Genomic DNA, 11,259 nt, shown 5'->3' with positions numbered 1-11,259 from the left:
GGCGGGGCTGGGCTTCGCGGGGGGCTGGGCCGCCCGCCGCCCGCCCGCCGCCCTCGCAACGGAGCACCACCCCCAGCCCACGATCCCGGCGGAGCGCCCCCTTCACGCCCTGGTCCCAGCAGGACACCCTCCAGACGACCCCGGCCCAGCGGGACACCCCTCGGATGGCCCGGCGGGGCGCACTTTGGAGGGCCCCGGTCAGGCGGGGCGCCTCCAGGACGGCCCAGGCGCGGCGAGTGTGAGTGGCGTCTCCGCTGGATCGATCCGTACGGATCGCCGCTCCGGGCGTTCCCTCCCGGTGGGAGGGGGTGCGGAGGCGGCGGGGGCGCACTGGCGGTTGGTGCTGTTCGCCGGGGCGATGCTCGCCTCGCTGCCCGTCCAGTACGTGGGCGGGGTGGACGGGCGCACGCTGGCCGGGTTCCTCGGCCTCGAGGGCGGTGACGCGATGCTGGCCTTCCTCGCCGTCTCCGGCGGGATCCTCCTCGCGATCCCCGCCATGGCTCCGGCGAGCCGGTGGGGACGGCTGCTGGACGCTCCCCGCCGCCTGACCGACGGCGCGGCCCGGCTGGTGCTGCCCGCCCTCGTCGGCCTCGCGGGAACGTACGTGCTGCTCGCCCCTCTGGGCCCGGTGTTCCACCGGCTCGTCCCCACCTCAGAGCGCGCGATGGCCGGGATCGTCTCCGCGGCCCTGGCCCTGCCCTTCTTCCTCGCTCTGGAGGGCCTGCTACGGCGCGGCAACCTCCTCGTCGCCGTGGCCGGCTCGCTGGCCGGTCGCCTGCTGGCGGTGATCGTCGTATACGTGGGGCTCGTCCTCGGCGTCTTCCAGGACATCGTCGGCCTCTACGCCATGTTCCTCGGCGTGCTGCTGCTCCTCTTCGAGCCGCTGGCCGCCGCCGCCTACGCCGCGGGCAGGGATCCGAGGGTGGCCGCGCTCATCCAGGCGGGCCTGCTCGGCTGGATAGTCGCCGTGATGGTGCCATGGTCGGGATGAGGGTCTGGATGAGGCCGGGGGAATGAGGGCCGGGAAGAGGCCGGGGATGAGGATCGGGAAGAGGCCGGGGGATGAGGTCGGTTGAGGCCGGGAGGATGAGGGCGGGATGAGCGCGGCAGGGCAGCAGACAGGCGGCGGCTGGCTGCGGATGAGCCCGCCCAACCCGTCGGCGGATCTCCGGCTCATCTGCCTCCCGCACGGTGGCGGCGGCACGGCCGCGTTCCGGGGCTGGGCGCGCGGGCTGCCCCCCGCGATCGAGGTCTGCGCCGTGCAGTTGCCCGGCAGGGAGAGCCGCATGGGCGAGCGCCCCATCGACGACATGGGCGAGCTACTCGACGGCCTCGGCCCCGCCGTCGCCGACGCGCTGGACAGGCCGTTCGCCCTGTACGGGCACAGCATGGGCGCGCGTGTCGCCTTCGAGCTGTCCCGCTGGCTGCGCCGCCGGGGCGCGCCACGACCGCTGCACCTGTTCGTGTCCGGCTGCCCGGCCCCGCAGTTGCCCCAGCCGCCGCCGCTGCACCCGCTGCCGGAGGCGGAGCTGGTCCGGCGGCTACGGGAGATGGGCGGCCTCTCGCCCGAGGTGTTCCAGATCCCCGGGCTCCTGGACGTGCTGCTGCCCGTGCTGCGCGCGGACTTCGCAGTCGTCGAGACCTGTGCATACGAGCCCGAGCCCCCGCTCGGCCACCCTGTCACGGCGTTCGCCGGCACGGCGGACCCGGAGGCCGACCGCGCCCAGACGGAGGCGTGGGAGGCGCAGACCAGCGGCGCGTTCGCCTTCCACGAGATGCCCGGCGGCCACTTCTTCGTCCAGGACCGGCTCGCCGACGTGCTGTCCGTGATCGCGAAGGTCGTCTCCGCCGATAGTTGAGCCGGCTGGGGCGGGCACCCACTTTAGAGGAGTGGCCGACCTCCTGAGGCGGATGACAGCCCTTCCCCGCCGGGATCTACTGGGGCCTTGGAAGGTATTCCATCCGACGACGCACTTGGGTGATACCCATGGCTGAAAAGGAGAAGTGGCTCCAGTTGATCGTGGAGCCGGACGGGGCGGGCCTGGGCGGCTACCCCGACACGCTGCTCGACGTGGCCGTCACGGGCCGCAGGCTGAGCCAGCGCGAGTTGAAGGAATTCGAGAGCACGGGCGCGACCGCCGCCCACGGGGGCCTGTCGCTGGCCACCACCGTCGACCTCTTCGTCGACGCGACGAAGCGAGCCTGGCCCAATCTGCCGCGCATGGCGCGCGGACGGTCCGGCTGCATGCTCGACGCCGACGCCGTGGCGACGATGGGCTCCGACGTACTGACCGCCATGTCGACCGCGGTGGCCGCCGTGACCTCCGGCTACCAGCAGGCACAGGAGGAGGCGCTCCGCGTCGAGGAGGACTCCCGCCGGCGGTTCATCGACGACCTGCTGGAGGGCACCGGCGACATCAGCTCGCTGGCGGACCGGGCCGAGCGGTTCGGCCTGCAACTCGTGGCCGATCATGTCGTGGCGGTGGCCGAGGCGGCACGGCCGTTCGGCGAGTCGGACAGGGTCCTGGCTCGGGCCGAGGCGGCCCTGCGAGCGGACACGGAGCGCGGTAACGTGCTCGCGGCCATCAAGGACGGCAGGCTGCTGGTGATCGCTCCGGTGCCCCCGCCCGTCCGGCACGACGGCAGGGCGGAGGCCCCCATCGGGGCGGCGCTGGCCAGGGTGGTCGAACAGGAGGCGGCGACGGCCTGGCGGGTGGCTGTCGGCCAGCCGCGTACCGGTGTGCAGGGGGTGTGCCGCTCCTATCGTGACTGCGGCGACGCGCTGCTGCTCGCCGCCAGGCTCCGCTTCTCCGAGCGGGTCGTAGCGGCCGCCGACCTGCTGCTCTACCGGGTGGTGCTCAGGGATGCCGAGGTCATCGCGGACTTCATCGACACGGTGCTCGGGCCGCTGGTGAACGCCCGCTACGGGGCGGAGCCGCTCCTCGAGACGCTGGACGGCTACTTCGCCTCCGGCTGCGTGACGGCCAAGGTCGCCCGCCGCTTCTACCTGACGGAACGCGCCGTCACGTACCGGCTGAACCGGATCCGCGCCCTGACCGGGCACGACGTCCATGTGCCCAGGGAACGCCTGGCGCTGGAGATCGCCCTCATCGGCGCGCGCTATTTCGACTGGCCGCGCAAGCCCCTGCCGGTCGCCTCCTGAACCGGCCCCGGCGGCAGCACCCTCTCCCTCTCACTCCGCCAGCACGTGCGGGCTCGGGCTCTCCTCTGGCGTGAAGACCGGCGCGAGCATCCCGTACCTGCGTGACAGCCGCACGGTCGGGTCCAGCGCGGCGGGATCCACGCGGCGCTTCGACCAGACGTACGGCGCCACGTGCACGTGGACGACCCGGCCGATGACCAGCGTGCAGTTGCCGACCGGCACCTGGCCGGCGAGCACGCACTCGAAGTGCGCGGGCGCCTCGGCGACGCGGGGCGGCGTGACGCGGTGCGACCCCTCCGGCGTCACCCCCGCGATCATGAACTCGTCGCATTCCGGATCGACGTCAGCGGCCGTGGCATCCAGGGCGCTGAGCAGTTGCTGGCCGGCGAAGTTGACCACGAACTCGCCGGTCGCGCGGATGTTGCGCAGGGTGTCCTTGACGCCGACGGAGCTGAACGCCACATGCACCGGATGGTCCGCGACGAGATTGAAGTACGAGTGCGGCGCGAGGTTCCGGTGGCCGCCCGGCGACACCGTGGAGACCCAGGCGATGGGTCTGGGCACCACGAGCGCCGTCACCAGGTCGTAGGTGTCTGGTTTGGTCCATTCCGAGGGGTCGATTTCCAGGTGCCGGTCGAGGTCCATCGGGGGTCGTGCGTGCGAACCGGCCATCAGGTGGTCTCCTTTGCCGCGGCGGCGGGCTGTGGCAGGGCCGCCGTCACGTCGTCGCCGTATCTCATGAGAACGCGGTACCGGTCCGCCCTGCCGTGCCGCATCGTGCGGAGCATGCTGACCGCGTTCCCCTCCGTGGCCTCGCCCTGCACGATCGAGCGGTCGTCGCCCACCAGCGCGGCGGCGACCAGGACGTGCCGTTCGATGTCGATGAGGTCGGCTTCGAGCAGCGCGTCCCTGGCGAGGGCGAGTTCGGGGTCGCGGGCGGCCAGGGCGGCGTACGGTTCGGAGAACTCCTCGACGAGCCTGGCCATAACGCGCCGGTACGCGCGGTGCTCAGGCTGGGTGCGGCCGGTGAGCTCCGTGTCCACGGCGGGAGGACGCATCGTCGGGCGGACGGTCGCCTCGTAGCAGGCCTCGGACATGTCCCCGGAGTGGACCATGGCGGCGGTGAAGCCCCGCACGTGGACGGTCGCCTCCCTGAGCGCGGCGAGCGTGACCGCCCGGTCGCCGTCCCGCGCCGCCGCGGCGGCACGGGACACGGCGCCGGCGGCACGGAGGTTGAGGAGGAAGTAGAGGTGGTGGACGGCGATCCAGCGGGTCAGCTCGGTCGGGACTGGGAAGTACGGGCTGTCACCGGGCACCCGTTGGGCACGGGTGCCGTGGGACGGTTCCGCCGCGGGTGCGGGGGCATCGCCTGGGAGCCCGCCCAGGAGGTCGGATATCGCCAGGAGTTCGGCCGCCAGGTCGTTCACCTCCAGCCGGGCGTGCCGCAGGTCGTCCAGGGCGCGGGCGGCGATCGTCGTGACCTCGGCGGCGAGGCGCGGGCCGTCCAGCCTGGCCGTGCGGACGCCGAAGTAGTCGTGGTTCGGCACGATCGGCGCCAGGCCAGAGACGTCGAGCGGCGGCAGCGCGGCCCGGCGGGCCAGCTCGCACACCTGGTCGGCGGCCCCGCCGATCACCTCCACGGCCGGGCCCGGCACCCCGGCGGGGTTCAGGAGGGCGTGGCGGGCCCGGGCCAGCGTCTCCGCCGCCGCCGCGAGGCCCGCCAGGAGCGAACCGTCGAGTGAGGTCCGGCTGTGTACGAGACCGTCTTCAGGAAGGACGACGATCGGGATCTCGGGACATCCCGCGCCCATGACCAGACCTCCTCATGCTGTGGTGGGCCATGCCGTGGTTGGGCCGGCCAACATCGTAGGAAGCGCCATGCTCCGGCCGAACGATCCCGACGTGGACGACCTGGCAACCGTCGCCTTCCGGCTTCCGGAAACCGGTCAGCCCCTGTGGGGCGTGGGCGTCCAGTCGAAGTCGGCGACCGAGATGAGGCCGCTCTGGTAGGCGAAGACGACCGCCTGCGTGCGGTCGCGTACCTCCAGCTTGGACAGCATGTGTGAGATGTGTGACTTGACCGTGGAGTCGCTGATGTGCAGGACGGCGGCGATCTCGGACGTGCTGGCTCCCAGCGAGAGGAAGCGCAGGATGCGCAACTCCTGCTCGGTGAGGTTGCGCAGCAGCCGGCCGCGCATGTTGCCCCCGGCGGGCATCGGCAGAAGCGCCCTGGCCGCCGAGTCGGCGAGCACGACGTTGCCCGAGGCGACCGCCACCACGGCGGCGCTGAGCGCGCGGGCGCCGTTCTCCTTGAGCAGATAGCCCATCGCGCCCGCGGCGACCGCCTGTGAGACGAACGACCTGGAGCGCGTCGCCGTGAAGACGAGGACCTGCCACTGGCAGGTCTCGGCGATCTCGTGCAGCACGGACGGGCCCACCTTGGGCTGGTACGGGTCGATGACGACGACGCAGTCCGGGCAGGATCCCATCAGCTCCCGAGCCCCGTCTCTGCCGTCGGCCTCGGCGACGAGGTTGAGGCACGGCTCCCGGCAGATGTTCTCCTTGATGACTCCCCGTGCAAGGGGGTCCGCCTCTATGACGAGGACGTCCACTCTTGATCCGACCAGATTCTGCGCCGAAGGGGATAAGGCGGAACCGACGAAGTTGTGCCGCTCAGCCTCCCCGCTGCTGGCTTCAGGGGACACTTTTCCGCCCTCCCCACACTTCCGCGCGATAAACCCATATTTCTTCGGCCCTCAACCTCGGCTGGTCGCCGCCACCGATTGCCGGTCGCCGGAAGCGGTGCCGACAGTGAATGTTGGAAATCCGCCCTGTGAGTGCCGACGGCGACGTATTTACCCTTCCCGGCGAGACGAGTAGGAAGCGTGCCTACTCCGCCGCCACCGCCGAAGGGAACGGACGATGACCTCTCGCCGTGCTGAAATAGGCAATCTCTCCGCGGAGGAGAAGCGGCGGCTGCTGGCCGAGCTGCTGGTCGAGAAGCGGAGTCGCGGCGTCGACCGGTTCAGTCCTCTGCAGCGGCGGCTGTGGGTGCTCCGCCAGATGGAGCCCGCCATCCCCACCCACGTTCTCGGCGTGTCCGAGGTGCGGGGCCCGCTCGACTCGGCCGCGCTGCAGGAGGCCGTGCGGGCCGTGGCAAGGCGGCACGAGATCCTCACGGGCGGGTTCGTCGAGGTCGAAGGGGAGCCGGTGTGGGCGCCCGCGTCCTCGGTGTGGCTCAGCGTGCCGCTGGTGGACGTGTCGGGGCTGGCCTCGGGCGAGCAGGACACGGAGATCGGGCGGCTGGTCGCCAGAGAGGCGGCCCAGGTGTTCGACCTCGCGACCCCGCCGCTGGTGCGGGTTTCCCTGGTACGCCGGGCGCCCGAGCACCACACGATGGTGGTCGTCGCGCACCAACTCGTCATGGACCAGGCCAGCGTCAGGCTGTTCGTCCGCGAGATCGCACGGGAGCACACCCTGTCCGGGCAGGCGTCTTCGGGTCGCGACACGGGGTCCGGGCAGGTGACTTCCGACGCCGGGTCCGGGCAGGCGTCTTCGGGCGGCGGCGAGCAGGCCACGTTCGCCGGGTTCGCCGCGTGGCAGCGGGAGCGGCTGGCCACGCCGGAAGCCGCCCACGACCTCGACTACTGGCGGCAGCGCCTCGGCGGACTGCCCGACACGAACCTGCCCACCGACCGGCCGCGCCCCCCGATGGGCTCCCGCTCGCTGTCCGGCGCGAGCCACCGCTGGCAGGTGCCGTCCGGCCTTGCCGCCCGATGGGAGGCGCTGGCGGAACGCATCGGCGCCACGGTGCCTGACGTGCTGCTCGCCACCTGGCTGACCGTGCTGTCCCGGTACAGCGGCCGGCGCGACATCGCCGTCGGCCTGCCCGTGCCTGGCCGCCCCGACGGCTGGGCGGGCGCTCTCGGCCCGTTCGAGAACGCGGTCGTCCTGCGGGCCGACCTCACCGGCGGTCCCACGTTCGCCGAATTGGTCACGCGGGTCGCCGACGCCCGTACGCAGGCGATGGAGCACCAGGAGACACCGTTCGAGCATCTCGTGGACGAGCTCCCGCAGGGCGACTCCACCGCGCCGCCCCTCTACCAGGTGCGTTTCGTCCAGGACGAGCCGGCCCCAGCGACGTCGCATGACGGGCTCGAATGGCGGGAGACCTGGGCGGACGCCCCTCTCGCGCCGTTCGACCTCACCTTCCGCCTGGCCACGGCCGAGGACGGGACCCTGTCCGTACGGCTGGACTACGCGAACGAACTCTTCGACGCGAGCACCGCCGTGAGCATGCTCGGCCACCTCCGGACACTCGGCCTGGCCGCCACCGAGCAGCCCGACCAGGTGCTCTCCGCGCTCCCCATGCTGCCCCCCGACGAGTACACCCGCGTCACCCGCGAATGGGCCGACGGCCCCGCGCACACCGCCGAGCCCCGGCTGGTGCACCGGCTCGTCGAGGAGCAGGCCGCCAGGAACCCGGAGGCCGTGGCGGTCGTGGCCGGATCCGACAGGCTGACGTACGGCGCTCTCAACGCCCAGGCCAACCGGCTCGCCCGCCACCTGCGCGAGCTGGGCGCGGGCCCGGAGAAGCGCGTGGGCGTGATCGCCGAGCGCACGACGCACACGGTCACCGCGCTGCTGGCGGTGCTCAAGGCGGGGGCGGCCTACGTTCCCCTGGACCCCGACACGCCCGCCGAGCGCCAGCGCTTCATCCTGACCGACGCCGGCATCGACGTGCTGCTCGCCCACAGCCATCACCAGCGGACCTGGCCGGAGGCCATCACCACGATCACGCTGGACGACTTCGGCGGCGGCGCGGACGGCACCGACCTGGACTCGCCTGTCGACCGCGCGAACCTGGCGTACATCATCTACACCTCCGGCTCGACCGGCACGCCCAAGGGCGTCCTCGCGTCCTGCGCGAACCTCGCCCACGCCACCGCCGCGCGGCAGGAGGCGTTCGGCGAGGGGTCGGACGTGGCGGGGGCGGCGTACCTGATGCTGGCGCCGTTCACGTTCGACGCCTCGGCGGCCGGGCTGTACTGGACTCTCGGCCAGGGCAGCCGGCTGGTCCTGCCCGACCCGGTGGAGATGCAGGATCCGCGGCTGCTTGGCCGGCTCATCGAGCAGCACCAGGTGACGCACCTGGACGGGGTGCCTTCGCAGTACTCGGTGATGCTGGACGTGCAGCCGCAGTCGCTGCGGACCGTGCGGTTCTGCGTGCTGGCCGGCGAGGCGCTGCCCGCGGCGCTGGTACGGCAGCACTACGAGACGCTGCCCGAAGCTCCGCTTTACAACGAGTACGGCCCCACCGAGGCGACCGTCTGGAGCACCTTCCACCCGTGCCCGCCTGACTTCGCCGGCGCGAGCGTCCCCATCGGCAGGCCCATCCCGGGCGCCCGCGTCCTCATTCTCGACGACGACCTCAACCCCCTGCCCCAAGGCATCCCCGGGCAGATCCACATCGGCGGGCCCGGCATCACCCGGGGTTACCTCAACCGCCCCGCCCTGACCGCCGAACACTTCACCCCGGACCCCTACCACCCGGGCGAACGCCTCTACCACACCGGCGACCGGGGACGCTGGCTGCCTGACGGCACCATCGAGTTCCTCGGCCGTACCGACACCCAGACCAAGATCCGCGGTTACCGCATCGAACTCGGCGAAATCGAAACCACCCTCCAGGACCACCCGGCCATCGCCAACGCCGTCGTCACCGCCGATCACGAGAGGGCCGGGGATCCGCGCCTCATCGCGTACCTCATCACCAGGGCCGAGGCCATCAGCCGGGAGGAGCTCAACGCCCACCTCCTGGCGAGCCTGCCGCACTACATGCTCCCTTCCACCTACGTCTTCCTCGACAAGCTCCCCCTCACCCCGCACGGCAAGGTCGACCGCCAGGCCCTGCCCTCGCCGGACGAGCAGCAGCGTCGCAGCGCACCGTACGAGGCGCCGCAGACCAAGGTCGAACGGGAGGTGGCGCAGGCGTTCGGGGAGTCGCTGGGCATCGAGCGCGTCGGGCGGCACGACGACTTCTTCGAGCTCGGCGGGAACTCCCTGCTGATCGCCAGGGTCGGCGCCATCCTCGCCGGGCTCTACGGCGTGGACCTGCCGCTGCCGCTGCTGTTCACGCAGCCCACCGTGGAAGGCGTCGCCGGCACGATCGAGCTGTTCTGGAAGGGCGGCTACCAGGGGCTGCAGGATTCGCGCGACCCGGCGACGATGCTCTCGGAGATCCAGCTCGACCCCGCCATCAAGCCGGACGGCCTGCCGACGGCCGACATCATGAACCCGTCGGGCGTCTTCCTCACCGGCGCGACCGGCTACCTGGGCATCTTCATCCTGGAGCAGATACTGGAGCAGACCAGTGCCGACGTGCACTGCCTGGTCAGGGCCTCCGGTCCGGAGAACGCGATCGACCGGCTCAAGCGGACCGCGGACACGTTCAAGGTCAACTGGGACGAGAAGTTCCGCACCCGCGTCAAGCCGGTCGTGGGCGATCTGTCCGAGCCGCGGTTCGGCCTGTCGGAGAAGGCGTTCATGGACCTCGCCGGCAAGATCGACTCGATCTACCACAACGCGGCGCTGGTCAACTTCGTCTGGCCGTACTCGGTGCTCAAGGGCCCGAACGTGCACGGCACCGTGGAGGTGCTGCGTCTCGCCTGCACCACGAAGGTGAAGATCGTGCACTTCGTGTCGACGATCGACGTGCTCGTCGGCTCGCACATGCCCAGGCCCTTCCTGGAGGACCCGCTGCCGCAGCTGCCGCCGCACGTGCCGTTCAGCTACCCGCAGACGAAGTGGATCTCCGAGAAGATCGTCGAGCTGGCCAAGGAACGCGGGGTGCCCACGACCATCTTCCGCCCGTCGATCATGATGGGGCACACGGGGACGGGCGCCTGCCACCAGACCGACTACATCCTCGTCGGGCTGCGTGGCTTCCTCGAGCTCGGCATCCTGCCGGAGTACGACGAGGTGCTGAACTGCACGACCGTCGACTATGCGAGCAAGACCTTCGTGCACATCACGATGCAGGAGAAATCCATAGGGGAGATCTTCCACCTCTGGAACGTGGACGCGATCCCCACGATGGCCACCTACGACTGGGTCCGGTCGTACGGGTACGAATTCGAGGTCGTCTCCTTCAGCGAGGCGGTCGAGCGGGCCAGGCGGGTCAGCCCAGGGCACCCGATCTACCCGCTGCTACCGGTCCTGTTCCTGTACGAGAGCGGTGAGGCCGGGCTGCCCATGCGGTGGGACGACCACCTCAAGCTCGATCCCCGGCTCGAGTGCGCCCACACGCTCGCGGCGCAGGAGGGCACGGACATCACGGCTCCGGACATCGACGAGAAGTGGATGCACGACTCGCTGTCGTTCCTCATCGAGCGGGGGCAGCTCAAGCCGCCCAGCGCGATCAAGCTGCTCGCCGGCTCCGCCGAGGGGCAGCGCCGATGATCGGCAGCACCGCCGCACGCACCAGGGCCCCGTCCGCCGGCCTCTTCGAGGTACGCGGCGATCTGGACGGGGGCCTGCTCCAGGAAGCCGTCCGGGTGGTGGCCGGCCGCCACGACATCCTGCGCGGGGCGGCGGGCGCCGCCTGGGTGAGCGTGCCCCTCGTGGACGTGTCGGGCCTCGGTCCCGGCGAGCAGGACAGGGAGATCGGGCGGCTGGTCGCCAGGGAGGTGGCCCAGGTGTCCGCGCCTGCCACGCCACCGCCCGTGCGAGTCTCCCTGGTACGGCGTGGGCCCGGCCTGCACGTGGTTGCGGTGGTGGCGCACCAACTGGTCATGGACCGGCTCTCCATCACCCTCTTCACCCGCGAGGTCGCCCGCACCTACGCCACCGAAAACACCGCCCCTCCCGCCCCCATCGCCTCTCCTGCGGCCTCTCCCGCCGGCGCTTCCGTGGCCGAGAGCACCCAGGTCCATGGCGTCGATGAGAGGGGAGCGGTCCGTGGCGGTTCCTATGCGGACTTCGCCGCTCGGGAGCGGGAGCGGCTGGCCACCCGGGCGGCCGCCCGGGATCTGGACCACTGGCGGCACCGCCTCAGCGGCCTGCCCGATGTCAGCCTGCCCACCGACCGCACGCGC

General features: G+C 71.6%; 8 protein-coding genes. 5 read left to right on the top strand and 3 right to left on the bottom strand.

The features are described from left to right. Window positions 1-298: 298 nt before the first annotated feature. From ITP53_RS49325 to ITP53_RS49315, 3 genes are all read left to right on the top strand, one after another. Window positions 299-991 (top strand): hypothetical protein, encoded by a 693-nt coding sequence (locus ITP53_RS49325; RefSeq protein ID WP_195902405.1) that lies wholly within the window; start codon window positions 299-301, stop codon window positions 989-991. Window positions 992-1,097: 106 nt separating this feature from the next. Beyond that, complete coding sequence (locus ITP53_RS49320; protein ID WP_195902404.1) at window positions 1,098-1,859, top strand: thioesterase II family protein; 762 nt, start codon at window positions 1,098-1,100, stop codon at window positions 1,857-1,859. A 128-nt stretch (window positions 1,860-1,987) separates the two neighbouring features. Then, complete coding sequence (locus tag ITP53_RS49315) at window positions 1,988-3,163, top strand: PucR family transcriptional regulator (protein ID WP_195902403.1); 1,176 nt, start codon at window positions 1,988-1,990, stop codon at window positions 3,161-3,163. A 30-nt stretch (window positions 3,164-3,193) separates the two neighbouring features. Here the strand turns inward: ITP53_RS49315 and ITP53_RS49310 are convergent, their stop codons facing one another. From ITP53_RS49310 to ITP53_RS49300, 3 genes are all read right to left on the bottom strand, one after another. Continuing rightward, window positions 3,194-3,835 (bottom strand): flavin reductase family protein, encoded by a 642-nt coding sequence (locus ITP53_RS49310; RefSeq protein ID WP_207757530.1) that lies wholly within the window; start codon window positions 3,833-3,835, stop codon window positions 3,194-3,196. Beyond that, window positions 3,835-4,974, bottom strand: a complete 1,140-nt coding sequence (locus tag ITP53_RS49305; protein WP_195902402.1) for a hypothetical protein — start codon at window positions 4,972-4,974, stop codon at window positions 3,835-3,837. Before ITP53_RS49305 ends, ITP53_RS49310 begins: the two co-directional genes overlap by 1 nt. Window positions 4,975-5,109: 135 nt before the next feature. Further along, window positions 5,110-5,775, bottom strand: coding sequence for a response regulator transcription factor (locus ITP53_RS49300; protein WP_195902401.1), 666 nt, complete (start codon window positions 5,773-5,775; stop codon window positions 5,110-5,112). Between the two features lie 310 nt (window positions 5,776-6,085). Between ITP53_RS49300 and ITP53_RS49295 the strand changes: the two genes are divergently transcribed. Continuing rightward, entirely contained in the window at window positions 6,086-10,624 is a 4,539-nt protein-coding gene (locus tag ITP53_RS49295) for a non-ribosomal peptide synthetase (RefSeq protein ID WP_195902400.1), read from the top strand. Continuing rightward, window positions 10,621-11,259, top strand: a 639-nt coding sequence (locus ITP53_RS49290) for a condensation domain-containing protein (RefSeq protein ID WP_207757529.1), incomplete at its 3' end; no start/stop codon positions are given. The genes ITP53_RS49295 and ITP53_RS49290, both read left to right, overlap by 4 nt.

The sequence above is a fragment of the Nonomuraea cypriaca genome (genome assembly GCF_015645445.1).
Taxonomy (GTDB): Bacteria; Actinomycetota; Actinomycetes; order Streptosporangiales; family Streptosporangiaceae; genus Nonomuraea; species Nonomuraea cypriaca.
The sequence above is the reverse complement of the archived record's forward strand: the minus strand, read 5'-3'. Positions and strand labels throughout refer to the sequence as shown.